At 39.3% G+C, this 19232-nt stretch carries 22 protein-coding genes; 7 read left to right on the plus strand and 15 right to left on the minus strand.

Annotated features, from left to right (window positions below; translation table 11 throughout):
- The first annotated feature begins 43 nt into the window (after nucleotides 1–43).
- Nucleotides 44–364 carry a hypothetical protein gene (locus tag MHI44_RS00665; protein WP_003241898.1) on the plus strand — a complete coding sequence of 107 codons (321 nt, stop codon included), beginning with the start codon at nucleotides 44–46 and terminating at the stop codon, nucleotides 362–364.
- 77 nt (nucleotides 365–441) lie between these two features.
- On the opposite strand, the gene MHI44_RS00670 is transcribed toward MHI44_RS00665, so the two are convergent.
- From MHI44_RS00670 to MHI44_RS00690, 5 genes are all read right to left on the minus strand, one after another.
- The gene (locus tag MHI44_RS00670) at nucleotides 442–1878 is read right to left on the minus strand and encodes a sugar porter family MFS transporter (RefSeq protein WP_046381499.1); all 1437 of its coding nucleotides are present in this window, start codon (nucleotides 1876–1878) and stop codon (nucleotides 442–444) included.
- A 57-nt stretch (nucleotides 1879–1935) separates the two neighbouring features.
- Nucleotides 1936–3102, minus strand: a complete 1167-nt coding sequence (locus MHI44_RS00675; RefSeq protein WP_038829982.1) for a Gfo/Idh/MocA family oxidoreductase — start codon at nucleotides 3100–3102, stop codon at nucleotides 1936–1938.
- A 17-nt stretch (nucleotides 3103–3119) separates the two neighbouring features.
- Nucleotides 3120–4049 carry a TIM barrel protein gene (locus MHI44_RS00680; protein ID WP_095843737.1) on the minus strand — a complete coding sequence of 310 codons (930 nt, stop codon included), beginning with the start codon at nucleotides 4047–4049 and terminating at the stop codon, nucleotides 3120–3122.
- A gap of 481 nt (nucleotides 4050–4530) precedes the next feature.
- Complete coding sequence (locus MHI44_RS00685; RefSeq protein WP_038829997.1) at nucleotides 4531–5526, minus strand: LacI family DNA-binding transcriptional regulator; 996 nt, start codon at nucleotides 5524–5526, stop codon at nucleotides 4531–4533.
- A gap of 317 nt (nucleotides 5527–5843) precedes the next feature.
- On the minus strand, nucleotides 5844–5969 hold the full coding sequence (locus MHI44_RS00690; protein ID WP_257475318.1) for a hypothetical protein: 126 nt from the start codon (nucleotides 5967–5969) through the stop codon (nucleotides 5844–5846).
- A 248-nt stretch (nucleotides 5970–6217) separates the two neighbouring features.
- Here MHI44_RS00690 and MHI44_RS00695 point away from each other — a divergent pair, with 248 nt between their 5' ends.
- Nucleotides 6218–6340, plus strand: coding sequence for a hypothetical protein (locus tag MHI44_RS00695; RefSeq protein ID WP_003241887.1), 123 nt, complete (start codon nucleotides 6218–6220; stop codon nucleotides 6338–6340).
- A gap of 43 nt (nucleotides 6341–6383) precedes the next feature.
- Nucleotides 6384–6677, plus strand: a complete 294-nt coding sequence (locus MHI44_RS00700; protein WP_003231427.1) for a YozQ family protein — start codon at nucleotides 6384–6386, stop codon at nucleotides 6675–6677.
- 114 nt (nucleotides 6678–6791) lie between these two features.
- Here MHI44_RS00700 and MHI44_RS00705 read toward each other — a convergent pair whose 3' ends face one another.
- Nucleotides 6792–8477, minus strand: coding sequence for a methyl-accepting chemotaxis protein (locus tag MHI44_RS00705; RefSeq protein WP_339202675.1), 1686 nt, complete (start codon nucleotides 8475–8477; stop codon nucleotides 6792–6794).
- A 324-nt stretch (nucleotides 8478–8801) separates the two neighbouring features.
- Between MHI44_RS00705 and hpaB the strand changes: the two genes are divergently transcribed.
- A complete protein-coding gene (gene hpaB / locus MHI44_RS00710) occupies nucleotides 8802–10253 on the plus strand; it encodes a 4-hydroxyphenylacetate 3-monooxygenase, oxygenase component (protein WP_003231423.1) in 1452 nt (483 codons plus the stop codon).
- A 36-nt stretch (nucleotides 10254–10289) separates the two neighbouring features.
- Here hpaB and exlX read toward each other — a convergent pair whose 3' ends face one another.
- Together exlX and MHI44_RS00720 are read right to left on the minus strand one after the other, a co-directional pair.
- Nucleotides 10290–10988 (minus strand): expansin ExlX, encoded by a 699-nt coding sequence (gene exlX, locus MHI44_RS00715; RefSeq protein WP_003231419.1) that lies wholly within the window; start codon nucleotides 10986–10988, stop codon nucleotides 10290–10292.
- 269 nt (nucleotides 10989–11257) lie between these two features.
- On the minus strand, nucleotides 11258–11935 hold the full coding sequence (locus MHI44_RS00720) for a YoaK family protein (RefSeq protein ID WP_004399503.1): 678 nt from the start codon (nucleotides 11933–11935) through the stop codon (nucleotides 11258–11260).
- A 172-nt stretch (nucleotides 11936–12107) separates the two neighbouring features.
- On the opposite strand from MHI44_RS00720, the gene MHI44_RS00725 reads away from it, so the two are divergent.
- A complete protein-coding gene (locus MHI44_RS00725; protein WP_004399365.1) occupies nucleotides 12108–13145 on the plus strand; it encodes a polysaccharide lyase family 1 protein in 1038 nt (345 codons plus the stop codon).
- 256 nt (nucleotides 13146–13401) lie between these two features.
- Complete coding sequence (locus tag MHI44_RS00730) at nucleotides 13402–14085, plus strand: SOS response-associated peptidase (protein WP_004399422.1); 684 nt, start codon at nucleotides 13402–13404, stop codon at nucleotides 14083–14085.
- A 340-nt stretch (nucleotides 14086–14425) separates the two neighbouring features.
- Here MHI44_RS00730 and MHI44_RS00735 read toward each other — a convergent pair whose 3' ends face one another.
- The 5 genes from MHI44_RS00735 to MHI44_RS00755 form a co-directional block, all read right to left on the minus strand.
- The gene (locus tag MHI44_RS00735) at nucleotides 14426–14731 is read right to left on the minus strand and encodes a membrane protein (RefSeq protein ID WP_004399414.1); all 306 of its coding nucleotides are present in this window, start codon (nucleotides 14729–14731) and stop codon (nucleotides 14426–14428) included.
- Between the two features lie 232 nt (nucleotides 14732–14963).
- Complete coding sequence (gene oxdD / locus MHI44_RS00740) at nucleotides 14964–16142, minus strand: oxalate decarboxylase (RefSeq protein ID WP_131227486.1); 1179 nt, start codon at nucleotides 16140–16142, stop codon at nucleotides 14964–14966.
- A gap of 122 nt (nucleotides 16143–16264) precedes the next feature.
- On the minus strand, nucleotides 16265–16753 hold the full coding sequence (locus MHI44_RS00745) for a YdhH/YoaO family protein (RefSeq protein ID WP_004399262.1): 489 nt from the start codon (nucleotides 16751–16753) through the stop codon (nucleotides 16265–16267).
- Between the two features lie 24 nt (nucleotides 16754–16777).
- Complete coding sequence (locus MHI44_RS00750) at nucleotides 16778–16933, minus strand: hypothetical protein (RefSeq protein ID WP_128992965.1); 156 nt, start codon at nucleotides 16931–16933, stop codon at nucleotides 16778–16780.
- A 39-nt stretch (nucleotides 16934–16972) separates the two neighbouring features.
- The gene (locus MHI44_RS00755; RefSeq protein ID WP_003231406.1) at nucleotides 16973–17728 is read right to left on the minus strand and encodes an N-acetyltransferase; all 756 of its coding nucleotides are present in this window, start codon (nucleotides 17726–17728) and stop codon (nucleotides 16973–16975) included.
- Between the two features lie 307 nt (nucleotides 17729–18035).
- Between MHI44_RS00755 and MHI44_RS00760 the strand changes: the two genes are divergently transcribed.
- A complete protein-coding gene (locus tag MHI44_RS00760; protein ID WP_080265378.1) occupies nucleotides 18036–18392 on the plus strand; it encodes a hypothetical protein in 357 nt (118 codons plus the stop codon).
- On the opposite strand, the gene MHI44_RS00765 is transcribed toward MHI44_RS00760, so the two are convergent.
- Nucleotides 18351–18590, minus strand: a complete 240-nt coding sequence (locus MHI44_RS00765) for a hypothetical protein (protein ID WP_010886525.1) — start codon at nucleotides 18588–18590, stop codon at nucleotides 18351–18353. The two genes, MHI44_RS00760 and MHI44_RS00765, sit on opposite strands and share 42 nt — an antisense overlap.
- A gap of 102 nt (nucleotides 18591–18692) precedes the next feature.
- Nucleotides 18693–19190 (minus strand): hypothetical protein, encoded by a 498-nt coding sequence (locus tag MHI44_RS00770; protein ID WP_128992967.1) that lies wholly within the window; start codon nucleotides 19188–19190, stop codon nucleotides 18693–18695.
- Nucleotides 19191–19232: the final 42 nt, after the last annotated feature.

Raw genomic sequence — 19232 nt, forward strand, 5'->3', positions numbered from 1 at the left:
CCAAGCCCGTATAACATAACATCGACATAATGGAGGCATGCATATGGACGTTTTTTTAGGAATCGGTATTGCTTTGGCTGGCTATTTTATCGGTGAAGGCTTAAAGCAAATGAACCATCCAAAAGCATATGAAAAAAGTGATACCTTGCTTATAAAAGAACGAGATATTTACTTTTACATCGGACATTTTTTAGGAATAACGACAACTGAGGCAAAACAGTTAGCCGGAGACATGACAGACCTGCCTTACATTAAAATCAACGGGAAAAAGTATGTGCAAAAACAAAGTTTAATAGAATGGATATTTGCATTAGTCAAAAAGCAACAGGATGAAGTTAGTATTAAGAAAAACGGGATTTGCTAGTTGTTTAATGGAAAACATTTGAAAGTAAAGGCTTGCTTCAAAAGCAACGCCTTTTTAATCATAATAAAAGAGAGCGTTTACATATTTATTTCTCCTTTGCCCGATGATGCTTTTCGAACACCTTGATTGCTTCTAAAGTCGTTTTCAAGCTCTTCTAGAGTACGACCTTTTGTTTCCGGCAGATACTTTTTCACGTAAAGAATCGCAGAAGCCCCCAGAACAACGAAGACGAAGAACGTTGACGACATCCCCAATTGATCTAGTAACACAGGAAACGTTAAGCCGATAAGAAAATTCATCATCCAAAGGAAAAACACTGAAATCCCCATTCCGAGCCCTCGCAATCTGAGCGGGAATATTTCTGAAATCATGAGCCACGTAACCACGGATACCGCTGACTGCTGAAAAGCCAGGAACGTAATTGTCAGGCCAATCACGATAAACGGCAGCACGGGAGTTCCTTGAAGTGTGATGGAACAAATCGCTATAAGCAAAATAGAAGCTGTTGTCCCTGCAAGTCCTGTAAGGAGAAGAGGCCGCCTCCCGACTTTACCTACAATCCAGATGCCGAATGTACAGGCTATCACTGAAATAACGCCATTTCCAATGTTTGCGACAAGTGCTGCGTCTCTGGCAAAACCAGCTTTCTGCAAAATTTGCGTGCCATAGAACATAATGGAGTTAACACCGGTTATTTGCTGCACTACAGCGATTCCTATTCCAAGACCTACAAGTCGGCGAATCCACGGGACTGACAAGTCTTTCAGTGTCGCCCGATTTATTTCAGTCTCTCGATTGATTGAAGCTTTGATTTCAGTCAGCTCAGCTTTGGCACAATTTTCTTCCCTTACATGCTTAAGAACTCTGAACGCCTCCCCCACCTTCCCTTTCGATGCCAGCCAGCGCGGGCTCTCTGGTACAATAAGCATCCCGAACCACAGAAAAATGGCCGGCAGTGTTGCCAAGATAAGCATAAATCGCCAAACGTGCGCATATTCACCCATTGATGTACCAATGACTGCATTACATGTAAATGCAAGAAGCTGACCTAAAATAATCATCAGATCGTTCTGAGTAATTGTTTTGCCCCGCTGTTCCGCTGGCGACATTTCAGCTAAAAAGGCCGGTACCGTGACAGATGCTGCCCCTACTGCAAGACCAAGTAAACTTCGGCATATTATCATAACAGATGTGTTTGGTGCGAACGAACAACCAATCGTAGCAATAAAAAACAAGAAAGCTAGATTTAAGATGGTTTTCCGCCTGCCAATACGATCTGCTAACCGTCCTCCAGCCAGGGAGCCAAATGCGGCTCCGAAAAGGAGGGAACTTGTGATGAGACCTTCGGTGAAGGGAGTTAGATCAAGCTGATCTCTTTGTGCCATAAAAGGCAACGCTCCATTGATTACTCCAGTGTCATAACCAAAGAGAAGGCCTCCGAATGTAGAAATGATGGTAATCTTGCGGAAAAATTTTTTATGTTTACACGAGGTATTTCCGCCTGCAGTATCCATTTTTTCACGCTGGTCCATTTTTCTCCTCCTTTTAAAAGGACTTACAATCGCTACATGTTATTGATAGTCCACCCATACTGCGCCTTTATCCGCGGATCGAACGCAGTTTTCCACCCAGCGTACACCTCCCACACCCGCTTCAATTCCTGGATACCACATGTGCTCCAATTCTTTCCCTCGATCAGCAGCTTCCATAGCAACAGCGAATCGGGAATAAAGATTCGACCACGCTTCAAATAGACCTTCTGGATGGCCGCCTCCAATACGGTCATCTTGTAATGCTTCCGGGTATAAATATCCCATTCCGCGCTCTAAAATCTGTACAGGTTTTCCCTGTATTTCAAAACGCAGCTGGTTAGGCTGTTCATCCCACCATTCAATACTTGCTTTGGAACCGATCACACGAATTTTCTGGCCATGCATTGATCCGGCATTTACACATGAAGACCACACCGTGCCGACCGCCCCATTATCGTATTCCATAATCGTATAAGCATTATCTTCAAGAGGCGCTCTGCTTTTTACAAAGCTCTGGCGAGTACATAACAGTTTGTTTATTTTCAGTTCCGGAATCATGATTTCCGATAAAAATAACGGATGAGTTCCTAAATCTCCTAACACGTAGCTCGGACCGGCAAATTTCGGGTCTACACGCCATTTCGTGCTTGGATTATTCATTTCTACAGGATCTGAGTGAAAACCATGTGCAAATTGCATATTAATAATTCTGATGTCACCCAACTCTCCATTTGCGATCATCTGGCGCGCCTGTTCAATCATTTGATGCCCAGAATAACCATATGTAATGCCGACAACTCTGTTCTTTTTCTTTGCCAAATTCTCAAGCTCTTTTGCTTCTTCAAACGTGAAACAAAGAGGCTTTTCACATACAACATGCAAACCGACATTCAGGGCCGCCTTACAAATTTCATAATGAGTGCCGTTTGGAGTTGCGATAGAAACAGCTTCAATACCGTCTTCTCGTTTTGCTTCTTCTTCAAACATTTGCTGGAAATCCAAGTAGCAGCGTTCCGGAGTAACATGAAGATTCATCCCAAAATCTTTTCCCCGTTCCGGATTGATGTCAAATGCCCCTGCAACCAACTGAAAGTGATGATCACGCAAGGCAGCCGAGCGATGAATGTATCCAATTTGACTTCCCCGACCGCCTCCTACCATTGCCCAGCGTATCGGTCTATCTACCTTTTTTTCACCATTAATCATTTTTGATTCCTCCCTCACTAGTAACCAACATTTTTTAAATAGGCAAGGCTTTGACTGACATCTCTTAAACTAGTATCAGAGTTTCTCGGATCACGTTCTTGCTCAATCGTAATATAGCCGTGATAGTGAATGTCTTTTAGCAACTTGTAAATCGCTTCATAATCAATAATTCCTTGGCCTATCGGACACATGACTCCCTTTGCACAAGCATCAAAAAAGCGGATATGCTCACCCATTACTTGTTGATAAACATGTTCATCAATGTCTTTAAAATGGATATAGTCTACACGGTCCGCATAGTCCCGCAGCCATTGTTCCGGATCCATCTTTGAATAATATAAATGTCCTGTATCAAGACAAAGCCCCGCAATATCGTATGGTATATCTTTTAGTAATTGCTGAATCTCATCCTCGAATTCAATATATCCCCCTGCATGAGGATGGATGACGGCTCGTACGCCATATTGCTTCCACGCCCGTTCCGCAATTATCCGAATATGAGACATCATACGGTTCCATTCCTTTTTAGATAACCGTTTCGCTTGATCAGGACGCCCCGCCTTATAATCTCTTTCGTCATGCCCCCAGTCAATCAGGACCAAATAAGGAGGTGAAAAGCGAAAGCGCTCCTCTTTATCCTGAAAAGAGAAAGGTAGTTTTGTAATCAGAGAACAAATCTCATCAACTTGCTCCAGCAAATTTCCTAAGTGCGACTCTGATACTAAATCATCAAAAATCGTACCGGCAATAATGGATAAATCGTTTTTCAAAAGCTCTGCTTGGACACGTTCGATATCCATCGGAATATAGCCGTATGGACCTAACTCAATCCCTTTATAACCAGCTTGTGATGCTTCTTGCAGCACTCTTTCCCATGGAGGAAGATAAGGATTTTTCGGATCGTCAACGCCCCAGCAGCACGGCGCGCCAGCAATGTGAATACTCATCCAAGACACCTCTAATCAAATGAATTATGAATCGCAACCAAAAAATAAAGCGCTTTCTTTTAACTGGATTTAAAAGTACGTTCATTTCGGTTCTCCGAGTTGATCTTCTCTTCTTAATCGTGCACTTTATCTAAAACCGGAAACAAATCATATAAAGCGCTTTACACTCCGTTTTTAAAAGCAAATAGATTTCTTTTTTACTAATTATATCCCTGCATATAGAAAGCGCTTTATATTTTGTGAGTTGATTGTATAATATTCAATATATTTTGTAAACGTTTTTTTGAAATTACTTTCAGAAATTAATCAACAATATACCAATATATATACACCTTCCACTTTAAAAAAGGATATTACGACCTATCAATGTTGTTTTTTGAGTTTTTCTTGCTTCCCTTTTGTCATTCTATGGTGAAACACAAAAAAGCAGCGGGGACTTTCCAGCTGCTAAACAAATATTATTAATTTGGAACACACGTCTTTAATGAAAACGGCTTGTTGATTTTCGGACAATTAATTTCGGCAATACTAAAATTTTTTGTTTTTCAGAGGCTTTTCCTTCTATTTCATCAATTAGTAAATCCACTGCCTGTGAACACATGCTTTGCACAGGCACTTCAACTGTTGTCAAAGGGGGATCACTACTTTTTGATATCAGTGTATTATCAAAGCCTGTGATAGAAAGTTCTTCAGGAACCAACACATGTTCCTCCCTTGCTGCAAGGAGCGCACCAATTGCTAAGATATCATTACAACAAATCATAGCTGTGGGCGGATTTGAAGATTGTAATAATGAAGAGGCCAAAGACTGTGCAGACTCGGCCGTTGAATCTGTTACAACAATCAGATCTTCGTGAATATCAAGATCAGACTCTTGTAATGCCTGTGAATATCCGCGAATTCGTTCTCTGCTGCTTGCATTGTCTTCTGCAATCACCGCAATCCTTGAGTGGCCAAGCGAAATTAAATATGCTGTTAATTCATACCCTCCCAAGAAATTATCAACTGTAACCGTTGTAAGAGATGAGTATGGCTGTGATTCCGAAAGAAGGATAACAGGAATGTTATCGCTGATTAACTCATGAATAACCTGTTTATTCCTAAACCCCCCAGCTAAAATAAACCCGTCAACACGCTTCTGCCTTAATAATGAGACGTATCTCTCTTCCTTCTCTGACTTGAAATCCGTACTGCAAATGACGACATTGAATCCATATTCGTGTGCCCGATCCTCTACTCTCCGTGCCATTTCTGCAATCAGAGGATTAGCTATGTCCGGTAAAAGAAATCCTATTGTCGAAGTCCGTTTCCCTGTTAATGCTGAAGCGAGCACACTTGGCTTATAATTCAGCTCTTGCATGGCATCTAGCACTTTTTGTTTCGATTTCATCCCGACCGGCTGATGATTGATCACTTTTGAAACTGTTGAAATGGACACGCCGGCTTTTTCTGCAACATCGTAGATTGTAGTTTTCATTTTGCTAAAAACCTCTTTCTCCATACAAGTAACCAGCTAAAAAATGCACGATTTGGAAAGCGCTCTATATAGGCTATTGTAAAGATAACTGTGAAGATTTCAATAATCTTTTTTAACTTTATGAAGCATTGCAATATCTTGTCCAGCCCCTATCTAACCCATTAACGGATAAAGACACATTAAGCAAATAATATCGCTGCTAATCCTCTCAATCAAAACACCATTTTCTATTTTAAGTAAACTTGCAAAGATACATGACGATTGACGTAAGACCAAACGGTGTTTTCAATTTTGAGGTTCTGGCTGAATGTTTCGATTCATACCTGTTTTGAGTGTAATAAAGCAGACAGCTGCGCTGAGTTAAGCTCAACTTCTTCAATCTGTTCGTTTTTTTGAAACACAAATACAACCTTTATCGAATCTCCATTTTTCACCAGACTCATCTCCCATATCTCCCCTTTATGATAAGAAAGAATGTTACTCACCTTAACAAATTTGTTCCCAGTTCTATACAGCCTCTTCATATACGCAATGTACTAACAAAAGGTTTCAAAAATCAAATGCACGCCTGGCATAACTGGCTCTTTTCCTAATGGGGAAGAGTCAACGAAAAAAAGCGAATGAATACCTGCCCAACAGACAGAATAAGAAGAGTTGATATTTCAACACTTTTCGTAAAGGGGTGAAACCAATGAGTAAGAAAGGTATTCAAAATTCAAGTATTGAACAAATAAGAAATGACCATGAGACTGAAACAGCTTTTAAAGCAGATGATCCTAAAAAACACGGTTCCGATCCTAAAAGAACGAAATAAGTTCTTACCCCCACTAAAATATCAATAATCTGGAGGAAGTAAAGTGACTCAAAAAAACGGTGCAGACAGACCTGATGATTATAAAAGATTTTCTTCATTAGACAAGGAATATGATTTTCAGCAATCTATACGCAGCAATACTGAGACAGAAAGTGTAAACACTGAAACACAAACTCATAACAAAGAAAACAAAAATGACACAACAGATGTTGCCGGGAAATACTTTGAGCCCTCAGATTATAAAGGAAGCACGCAATTAGAAAAAGGATTGGCTGAAACTCATGAACAGGTGAGCGATGACTATTTTGAAGGGACAATCGATCAAAATTTGGACTAGCCATACAAACGGAGCTACTTAAAAGAAGTCAGTTAGCTCCGTTTGTAGAAACAACCACAGTAAAAGTAGCCAACCCCCACCGAATAAGATGGGGGTTGCACGTAAGTAGCCTGTTTAATAGTTAAAACGATTAATGACGGTTTGAAGCTCTTCCGCCAATTGGGATAGAGATTCTGCAGCATAGGAGATTTCATCCATTGAATGAAGCTGCTCCTGTGAAGATTTTGCAACCGCTTCTGTATTTGCTGACGTTTCTTTTGTACCAGCAGCCAATGTATGAACTGTGTGCTGAATCACTTCAACGCCTGATGTAAGCTGTTGAGTTGCCGCTGCGACTTCTTGTATTTGAGAAGTAACCTGTTCCACGAGGTTCAGTATTTCATTGAAATTTCCTGTTGCCTCTTGAGAAAGAACAATACCTGAGCTCACATTTTCTTGAACAACCTTAATATTATTTACCGTTTCTATCGATTCATTTTGGATGGTCGCTACCACCGATTGGATGTGGTTTGCAGATTTATTTGTTTCATCCGCCAACTTCCGAACTTCTTCTGCCACCACAGCAAATCCTTTTCCTTGCTCTCCGGCTCTGGCCGCCTCGATCGCTGCATTTAGTGCCAACAAATTTGTCTGCTCTGAAATCGTCGTGATAAGCGAAGAGATATCGCTGATTTCTGCTGTGCTCGCTACCAATGTCTGCAATCCATTGCCGGCTGAATCTACAGATTTATCTATGAATTTCATCTGATCTAACATCTTGTTGACGGACTTAGAGCCTATTTCAGCCTTGTCTCTCATCGAAGAAGAAAGATCCGCTATGTTCCCTGTATTTGAAGCAACTGATGATATACTGTCTAATAATTCAGTGATGGATTCTGCGCTCTTTTCTGTCATTGAGCTTTGCTTCACATTGCTGTCGGCAGCCATCTGCATGGCTCGGGAAATATGTTCAGATGTTGATTTCGATTCTTCCGCGCTTGCCGATAATTCTTCGGAGGCAGCGGCGACTTGTTCAGATGAGCTGCTGATCTGCTTCACAATTTGAGTTAATGAATGAGTAAAAGAATTAAACGATTGGGCAAGCTGACCAAATTCATCTTTATTTTTCACAATGACTTTTTTGGTTAAATCAGCGTCGCCATGAGCAATTTCCTCTAGCTGCTTATTTATGCTTCTTAGTGGCACCATAATGGACTTTAACAGCATTATGCTTAGAACAATGCCTAATATTACTGATATCCCTGTGACAATGATAATGAGCGATTGACTCATTTTCCCATTGCCCTGTATTTCATCCTTTAGATCCTCTACCTCTTGATCCAGGCGATCAGACAGCTTATTGACAGCCGGATCTACGACTTCTTTTCTTAATGTTCTTTCTTCTCCAAAATGGATGGTTTCTGCTTTTTTAGGATTTGAAGAGTAGGCTGTTACTACCTGCTGATTCAAAGCTCTATACTGAGTAAAACTTGTCTTAATGTCTTCAATATTGGATTGATACTTCTCTTCATCAATCAAGTCATTAACCCGGTCAAGGCTCTTTAAGACATCGTCTGCTTTTTCCTTCATACCCTCGTCGTATTCTTTGTCTCTGGTAATCAAGAAGCCTCTTTCATCATTTGATAACCCGGTCAATTCATATTGGATGTGTTTTATCTCTTTTTGGAATTCCATTTTGTCTTTAAGTTCTTCATTCTTTTTCACAGTAGAAGAAATCATAAATACTGAGGAGCCTCCAATTCCAATAATTGAAACAACTAATATTGATATAATCCCCAGCAATTTTGTTTTCACTTTCATGTGTCGTTTTCCCTTTCCGCACAATGTAATGGCTGAAATAAAATATGTTCAAGCGCGTTTGAATCCAATTCGCTTACGCTCATGTCCATAATATCGACACGTGTTATCAAGTTTTATAGTGCTATTTTCATATGAATAAGCTAATTCTTTACGTCTCTGAACTTACAGAAAAACCTTAAGTAAAATTTGCAGTCTTTTGCGGTATGTAAGTCACTCTTATTCGTTTTTCTAAAAAAGGCTTTTCCCACCTCAAATTGGCTGAACCGGCTGTTTTCTCGAAAATATAATACAATACGCAGCATAATATGAAGGAGCGAAACTTAAATGGGGATCATCAATGGTAAAGAATTCATTGACCGATTGAATAAACTAGAAAACGAAATATGGTATGATGGCGAAAAAATAAAGGGTAACATTTCTGAGCATCCTGCATTTAAAGGAATAATCAAAACAAAAAGCTCACTTTATGAATTGCAAACAAAGGATGAGTTAATACATGAAATGACTTATTGCCTTCCTGGAGATCATAATCGAATCGGCCTTTCCTATCTCCAGCCTAAAACCAAAAATGATTTGAAAAAAAGAAGGACCATGATTGAACATTGGGCTAGACATACTCATGGAATGATGGGGAGAAGTCCGGATTACATGAATACGGTTATGATGAGCTTTGCTTCGTCAGCGGAGCTTCTAAAAGATAAAGAGAATTGCTTTCCTGAACATATACTAGATATGTATGAACAAGCTGCTAAGCATGACCTTTCCTTTACCCATACATTCATTACTCCGCAAGTGAACCGGTCACAGTCCTATTTTGGGCTAAGTGAAAAACCGATATCTGCTAAAGTCATTGATAGAACCGAAAAAGGTTTAATGATTCATGGCGCACGACTGCTTGCAACACAAGGCGGGTTGACCGATGAAATCTTGGTTTTTTCAGCGCCTAAATTTTTCTTTGAAACAGATGAAGCTTATGCTTTTTCAATCCCTTCTAATACAAAAGGCGTAAAATTCATCACAAGAGAATCATTTGTATTAAGCGACTCTTCCTTTAATCATCCCTTAAGCTCAAGGTATGAAGAAATGGATTCAATTGTGGTTTTTGATCATGTGTTAGTGCCGTGGAATCGTGTGTTTTTTTACGATAATGTGGAAGCAGCTAAAGATTTTATGACAAAAAGCTCTTTTCATGCCTTTACCTTTCACCAGGTTGTCATTAGGCAAATGATAAAAATTGAATTTCTATTAGGTGTTGCACAGCTTCTTGTCGACACCATTAATGTTTCCGAATATCAGCACATCCAAGAAAAGCTCTCAGAAATCATTGTGGGATTGGAAACAATCAAAGCCCTCATTGACAAATCGGAAAATGATGCTCAGTTAGATGAATTCGGCTATATGCGCCCCTGTTTAATTCCTCTTCAAGTCATCAGTACGATCATTCCTAAGCTATATCCTCGATTTACTGAAATCATACAATTAATTGGAGCTAGCGGAATGGTGACACTGCCTACCGAAAATGCATTTGACTCAGAGATACGGGAAGATCTTGACCAATATCTTCAAGCAACCAATACAAATGCTGAAGAACGTGTGAAAATTTTCCGTTTGGCATGGGATTTAACAATGAGTTCATTCGGAACTAGACAAACTCACTACGAAAGATATTTTTTCGGAGATCCTATTCGGATTTCAAGCAGGCTGTATACCAGCTATCCAAAGCAGGAGCAGTTGAACATGATTAAAACATTTTTACATGCAGATACAGAACATTGAAAAAACAGCGGGAAAAGATCCGCTGTTTCGTATTTTTTATTCAGGAAACTGAACATGGCCCGGTACTGTATAGGCTTTGGACGTTCCGCTTTCAGGCAGCTTTGGAATGGTGTCTTTCACAACTTTTCCGCGGATGTCAGTCATTCTGACTTTGAGAGAGCCAGTACCTAAATTCGTACTCACAAAATGGTTATAGTCCATTTTCTCCATGTTGATCCACTTACCATCCTTTTCATATTCCATTTTCATAACAGGATACTTGTGATTTCTGACTTGGATTGCTGCCCACCACCTGCTGCTGCCTTCTTTGATCCGGTACGTGAAATTGCCGGTGATTGGGGCTTTGACAACACGCCATTTAATATTGATTTTTCCGTCTTTCATATTGCCGATTTTACGGAAGGCATTAGGTGACAGATCAAGAGCTCCCCGAGCGCCTTCGGGATAAAGATCAGTAACATATACGGTTGTTTTCCCTTTTGGCCCTTCAACTTCCAAATAAGAGCCGGCAAGTGCCGCTTTTACTCCTCCGTAATTGAGATCCGCCGGATTTATTGCAGTAATCTCCATATCGGAAGGAATGGGATCCAGCAGGAAAGCTCCTCCTGAATAACCTGACCCTGTATACGTTGCATAACCTTCATGCAGGTCGTCATATGCTGCCGAAGCTTGCGGGGAAAAACAGAAGATCGTCAACAAAACCATACCAACAAATGCACTCATGATCTTTTTCATATTTGGTCCTCCTCAAACCAGACTTCAAATGAGAATCATTATCATTATAAGACTCAATCCATCTGGTTTGAAAGAGGAAATAGATTCATAGTTGATTTTAAGGCAAATTCACTATCATTCATATATCAAATGTAGGTACTTATGAAAAAGCCAATACAAATGAACGAATGTGCACTTCAGCCGAATGTCTTATTTTTCCCTCTCAAAATTCGCATTTCAATAACGAAATGAAACAGGCTGTTGGCCTGATAACAGCTATACAGGAAAAGCTATTTTTCCCCGCTCAGTTTCAACTTAGCTGTCATCATGATGCCAAAGATCAGCACAATCGGAACCCAAATAATGAAGTGATAAAAATCAGGCTCAGCCAGAGCAACAATAATAGCCCCTACACAATACAAAATAATAGCCAGTGCTCTTAACACAGTATCTCTTAAGAAAGTCTTCTTTTGCTTCTTAAAAAACAAACGGCCGGATATATCCTCTAAAAGAGAAGCCAAAGTGCCGGTCAACACAGTTGAAGAAATACCTGCAATCCCCAGTTTTTTTGCTGCTGTAGTTTGAATCCCCATAGAAATGCTCATGAGTATAATTAGAATGTGCACAGGAACAAATGCCCGGTAAAAAGAAAGACAAGCAAAGACAAACAAAATGAATGCTTCAAGTGCGAGGGCTTTTGTCACAGCAGAAGGCCAAAGGGTATTTTCCGCCTTTCCGACCATCAATGTAGCAATGATCACGCCGCATATAAATCCGATTAGCGCAGTCAAGGAATTAAAAACAGTGACCTGAATGGATTTGCCGATAGCTAACCCCAATAATACAATGTTTCCAGTCATATTAGCTGTGAACACATGTCCCAGGCTTAAATACCCGATTACATCCACGATTCCAGCTGTTAAACATAAAAGTGATAGCAAGGTGTTTCGATAAGCTGCTGCAGTCAACGGTGTATCAATCCTTTCTTCTATTTCAATTGTTAGTATGTCTTTTGGCGCAATCTCTATTTTTTAAGTAACCCAACATTAATTAGGAAGATAGAACCTATTATTCCTTTCCATTAACTGTAATAATAATCCCCGCAAGGAAATGATTAAAATTGAAAGGAAGCATATTGTGATGAAACGACTTTGTTTATGGTTCACCGTCTTTAGCTTGTTTTTGGTTCTCTTGCCTGGAAAAGCATTAGGTGCAGTCGATTTTCCGAATACCTCAACAAATGGCCTTTTAGGTTTTGCCGGAAATGCCAAAAATGAAAAAGGCATCTCTAAAACGGGCACAACGGGTGGAAAAAACGGGCAGATTGTTTACATTCAAAGCGTAAATGATTTAAAAACCCATCTAGGAGGATCCACTCCGAAAATTTTAGTGCTTCAAAATGATCTTTCCGCATCTGCGAAAACAACAGTTACCATTGGCTCAAATAAAACACTCGTGGGCTCTTACGCGAAAAAAACGCTGAAAAATATTTATTTAACAACTTCATCAGCTTCTGGAAATGTCATTTTTCAAAATTTAACGTTTGAACACAGTCCGCAGATTAACGGAAATAATGATATCCAGCTTTATTTAGATTCCGGTATGAACTATTGGATTGATCACGTCACATTCTCAGGTCATAGCTATAATGCAAGCGGAAGCGATTTGGACAAACTCGTGTATATCGGAAAATCCGCAGATTATATCACGATCAGCAACTCAAAATTTGCGAATCATAAATACGGTTTGATTTTAGGATACCCGGATGATTCTCAGCATCAATATGACGGCTACCCCCACATGACAATCGCCAATAATTATTTTGAGAACTTGTATGTTAGAGGCCCAGGTCTGATGAGATACGGTTACTTTCATGTTAAAAACAATTACAGCAATAATTTTAACCAGGCGATTACAATTGCTACAAAAGCAAAAATATATTCCGAATATAATTACTTTGGGAAAGGCAGTGAAAAAGGCGGCATCCTTGACGACAAGGGCACTGGTTATTTCAAAGACATAGGCAGCTATCCATCACTCAACAAGCAAACCTCTCCGCTGACTTCTTGGAATCCTGGGTCAAACTATAGCTATCGTGTCCAAACGCCGGAATATACAAAAGAATTTGTCACGAAATATGCCGGATCACAAAGTACAACTCTGGTATTTGGCTACTGATATAAAAGAGGCCCTGCGTTAAAAACGCTGTGCCTCTTTTTATACTATAGGCTATTTTTAAGCGATCCTTGTAATTCCATCAAGATCCAGCGTCGGTCAAACTAAAAAGCATATGTTCTTTTCCACAATAACTTCTTAACTGGCTTTCTTATTATACCAGTTTATCGCAAGTGAAAAGAAATCATTGTTCTGAACCTGTATTAAATGAACGATCGTCCCACAAACTATTCAAAAACCCCTAAAAAGGATGATGGATATGTGCGGCAGGTTTACTTTGTACTCTGCATTTGATGATATTATTGACCAGTTTGACATCGATCAATTTTTTCCTAAAGGTGAATACCAGCCAAGCTATAATGTCGCACCATCACAAAACATCCTTGCAATCATCAATGATGGATCAAATAATCGCTTAGGCAAGCTTAGATGGGGACTTATTCCACCTTGGGCAAAAGATGAAAAGATCGGTTATAAAATGATCAATGCTCGAGCCGAAACAATTACCGAGAAACCGGCCTTTCGAAGACCGCTTGTCAGCAAACGCTGCATCATACCAGCAGACAGTTTTTATGAATGGAAACGGCTTGATTCCAAAACCAAAATCCCAATGCGGATCAAATTGAAATCATCTGCTCTTTTTGCGTTTGCTGGCTTATATGAAAAGTGGAGCACACATCAAGGATACCCTCTTTATACCTGCACCATCATAACAACTGAGCCTAATGAGTTCATGAAAGATATACACGACCGAATGCCGGTTATATTGGCCCATGATCATGAAAAGGAGTGGCTTAACCCCAAAAATACAAGCCCTGATTATCTGCAAAGCTTGCTGCTGCCTTATGATGCTGATGACATGGAAGCATACCAGGTTTCATCATTAGTAAATTCACCCAAAAATAATTCAGCTGAGCTTCTTGATGCAGAAAATCATATGTAGTGATTGAAAAAATTCTCTAGCAAGAACTTGTCAAATAGCTTTGTTCCTTAGGTGCCAATCCCTCTAGTAATTATGAATATTTAGTACATAGATCAATTAGTTATCTTTAGCATCAGTTTGAAATAATTTTATTATGTAAACTTAAATAAGCAATGTTATCCCTTTCATATAATATAGTTTACATTTTTATAAAATCGCTTCACTTTTCTATTTTGTCAGCAAAAAAACTGAACCACATTAAACTTATGAAACCTGCCGCACCTGTGGATTGCAAATATGATATAAGCCCATAGAGGTAAATCCATACACTTTCCCTCCTAAGAATTAAATGAAATTTCTTTCATCTTACATGAAGGTCTTCTTTCTTTTGTTTATCCAGTGTAATACTTAATAATATGTTGATGAATGCAGCTGGAAAATATATAAATCCCACTCCAAGAATGCCTAGTATCGTACTTAAACTTACTATGTAATTCTTTGTCATCGTTTGACTGTCAATCAATATTAGAAGTGAAATCAATCCAGCTAAAACACCTATAAACCAAGCATCGCCAACAGCATAAGAATCATCCAGCATCCCTAACCATCGCCCCAATATAGAGCTCCCAATGGCAGTCAAACTGGATAAAAATATGAGTGCTTTCATTTCTTCTCCTCCTTTAAAGCCAATCAAACTGGTAGAAATCGGCCATTGAATCCCCATTATCGAATGGTTACCATTTCATTTCCACATTAACATTTTAAAGCTCATTACAATACGATTCAAGCAGAAAAACCCTACATAACGTATATATAGGGATTTAATAAAACACAGGCCAAAATTCAGCTCTATCTACTTTAAAAAGATATGAAGGGCAGCTGTGTGACCTGTTACGTCTTTACGTACCGGGATATTTCACAACAGGCACTTTCTTCTTGCGCAGAGAATCAAGCATGACTGATCCAGCATTCAAGTTGCTTTGTACTAATTCTTTAGGCGTCAATGCCATCCACTGATTGAGTGACACATCTGCATAGCGGTTACTTTTGAACATTTCTAAAAACCATAATGTTTCTGTACCAGTGTTTTGTATATAGTGTCCGGCATTAGAAGGCACGTATCCAACGTCGCCTGCTCTATAATCAAATGTGCGGGCAGTCCCATTTCCGATAAATACCGTCATTCGTCCCTGTCCTGTTAGATAATATTGCCACTCATCGCTATTGGGATGCCAATGAAGCTCTCTCATCGCGCCAGGCTCAATCTGAACAAGTGCAGCGGCTATCGTTTTTGAAATTGGGAAGTTAGAAGAATCCACAATTCGTACACTCCCCCCTGGCATTTGAATTGGGGGTTGATTTAACAACTCGTGTTTAAAGGTCATGGGGACTTTTCCATATGGTGACTGAATGTCTTCACTCGCGACTGATCCCGGCACATTCCCTTGGTAAATATAGACTTGCTCAGACGGAAGAGAGTTGAAAGCATTCTCCGGGACACCGAAATTTGCAGACAGAACGTCTTTTGGTGTGTGTGCAAGCCAATCTGAAATGGTTAACGTTGAAAACTCAGAAAAGTTTCCATCATCGAATACGAGCAGAAACTCGCAGTGTTCCAATCCCTGTATGGAATGCGGAATTCCTGCTGGGAAGTACCAAAGGTCGCCGGGACCAACATCAGCAATGAAATTTCGTCCGTCTTGGTCAACAGCGGTGATACGTGCCCGTCCCAAAAGCATATAAGCCCACTCCGCTTGCTTATGCCAATGAAGCTCACGGACGCCTCCCGCAGTTAAGCTCATGTTTACACCTGCAATCGCAGTCGAAATCGGAAGCTGTCTTACAGTGATTTCTCTTGACCAGCCGCCATGATCTAATTTCATGGGAGCGTCTGAGAATGAAAATCTCAAGTTAGGAATCATACCTTCATCTGTAACAGGCGGAACAAGTATATTCGGATTTTGAATATCCCGCATCATATTTCGCGGGCCTGCATCAATAGCTCCAGCTCCATCACTTCGAATAGGCTGCGGCACGTTTCTGTCTTCATGATTGATTGGTTGTTGTTCCAACAGCATGCACCTCGTTTTAGAAATGAACAAGATTTTATTTCAGCCTATGCAGAATCTTAGATTGCTGTGCCTAGGAATCCGCAAATAAAAAAGTGACCACCAATGTGATCACAAATACATCAAATAAACTATTTTTTATACCATGGCTTCTTATGTAATTTGATTGCTTCTGTCTGTTTTTTCTGGCCTGTCCTCCACTCCACTTTTACTAATACATCATGACCTATCACTTCATCTTCAGGCATATAATCAAAGGTGGAAATATGGTCCTCCATGCGTCCCCCACCCGGCATTTCATCACCTGTGTACTCTGATAAGTCGTACTCATCTACGTTATCATCTTGATACTTTTCGCCATCTACATACAGAGTAATTCTTTCAACAACAGTCCACTTTTCTTCCTTCTTACTCCCCTGCCAATATAGATTTAGAAAATAATTGGGTCCAATTGAAGTTTTGTCTGATTTTTCAAGGTTAGACATCCACAGTCCGCTTTTCCCGCTGCCCTCATATTTCACTTTGTTCCCTGACACCATTACAAATAATGTGATGATGCAGATGATCAAGAATCCAGCAATGATCAATAGCCATTTCTTAATATTGTTCTTTTTTCTCATGTTTTTCCTCACTTTCCTAACTTTTTAGTAGGAAAATACGATCAAAATGTTACCGAAAAGAAAATAAGAAAGGGCTAATGATCTAACAGATGACTGTCTAAACTTTTGACTTAAATTAAAGTGCTCTCTAAAGACAAGATTAAAACGTATAACAGCTCTTAAATGCATTTTTTGTTTCATTGAGTCAAGAACCTTAAAATGGCTTTTTATTATTAAAAATCAAGCTAGTGTATTAAGTAACTTTTCAAATTTATTTATACTCATGATCTCGTGAGTCACAAATCTCCCATCAAAAAAAACGCTAAAAGTTGTCCAAATAGCTGGTGACTTTTGTGCCTCTTCTTTCGATGATAACTGAATTGACTGAAATTGAACCCCTTTCTTTTCAGTCAATTCCCGCAAATCATTTATCATGCCCACTGCAAACGGACACTGAGCTGTATAGTATATCGTAATCCCCTTTTCATTGATAGAATCACTTTTCACCTGGCTCTTAAATGCAGGAGAATCTGCAAGGCCATTCCAAGTCAAAGCCATTAATTGAAAATAAGGGGCAGCTTCATCTTGTAGAGTAAACCCCATATGCTCAAAGAAATGCTTATCACTTAAATAGGGCAGTTTTTTCTTGCCTGCGATATGGATAATGCCATCCATGCCGCACGCTTTCGCATCTGCTATACATTTGTCCAACAATCGTTTCGCATGACCGTTATTTTTATATCTGCCAGACACCCACAGACAATTAATGTACATAAAATTAGGCGCATTGATAGGCACCCATGCCTCATTCGCAGGTAGGTATTCAATAAAGACTTTTGCCCGTTCATGTAAGCGATAGAACACCAATCCTTCATCCATTCGAGCTTTGAGCCATCTCTTCTTTTCATTAACTGCATGCTCATATTGTTTCGTGCCTAATGCACAGCAAATATGATTGTCTTCAATATTGTCCTTTGTGATTTCAATGTAGCACATCTCCTCTTTCCCCCCTTTAACATAATTACATGGAATTCAACTTCACACTTTACATGCCTAATAGAATAAATACCCGTTCCAACTTAAATACTTTTTCTTTTCCATTTTGCCAATTAACTGTAAAACCCTTCTTTTATTCAGATATTATCTTGATTCCTATATCACCCATTTCAAATCCAAAGTGTGTTCATCTTTGAGGATTAGATGCACTGCTTATGCTATAAATACAGTACACGAAGTTTTTTATTTGAAGTAATATTTGTTACGGGACAGCAATAGTAAATAAGTGATAAAAGGGGAATTAAACTTGGTGGAAAAATGTTATTCTTGTTTAATTTGCGGATACAAAGGATTAATTCAAAATCCTTTGTATAAAGGCGAGTATCAAAAAACGTTTGACATTTGTCCATGTTGCGGTTTTGAATTTGGCTACAGTGAGGATCATGATGTGAGGTTAGGTTTTATTGTAACTCCTGATCATTTAATTGAGGCTGCATTTCAATTGTATCGCAAACAATGGATTGAGAGCGGGATGGTAATTGCTCATCCGGAAGATATTCCAGAAGAATTGAAAAATGGCAATTGCTTAAAATTTGAAGTTTTGTTGAAACAATTGAAAAAACTAAATCTTGACATAGAAAATTTTGAAATTAGCGGTTTTTAATGATGAAACAGGTTGCACTTGTTTAGGTTTCACTGTCATTATCAGTAAAATGTTAAGTTGAAATGCGCAGTCAGTCACAAAGTCTCTATTCGTATTCAATAAAGACTTTGTGATCATCGACAAACATTTCACTCCCATCGGATAAAGTATCCAAAAGGCCTCCTCTGGTTCTTCTCTATAGTCATTAATCACAGTCACTTTGACATTTGACTCAGCTATGATTGGTTTTCCAACAATTTTTCGTTTTTTCCTCAGGCAAAGTAAGAGATCGAATCATCAAAGCCATTCCATCTTTACTGTCTAATTAATGCCATCTTCAGTGAATTTAAAGGTCTGTTTTAAATTGCGTCCTTCTTGCCCCTTCTGTGTCCAAATTATAACAACCTCTAATTCAGAGGCCTTATCTGCCAGCATAAAATGATTGAACTTCAGCGGTGAGCCATCATTTAAACTTTCAGCTAACATTTTAGAATCTTCTTTTGGTTTGACACAATTTTCATCGGGACATCCAAAAAGCGAAAACCTTGTGATTGAATTAGGGTCATTTCTATACAATTGCACATCCACTGTAGCTGCTTTTTCCCCTATATTTTTGACTTCCAAGGAATATACTTGATATTCTCCTTTTTGAGGTCTCGTAAATTCCTTTACATTTTTTGCTTCACTTACTTTTACTGACCACTGTTCTGTTTTTTGTGTAATAGGCAACACCGTAAAAGTCAGGGCATGCGCTTTTGCTTGGCAAAACGTAAATCCAACTGCTGTAAAAACAATTACAGAAAATAATACCCTTTTCACTTCATTTATCCCTCCTTCCTTTCACTGGCCGCTCCTTAAAGA

Origin of the sequence: Bacillus sp. FSL K6-1366 (assembly GCF_037976695.1) — a bacterium.
GTDB classification, from domain to species: Bacteria; Bacillota; Bacilli; order Bacillales; family Bacillaceae; genus Bacillus; species Bacillus subtilis.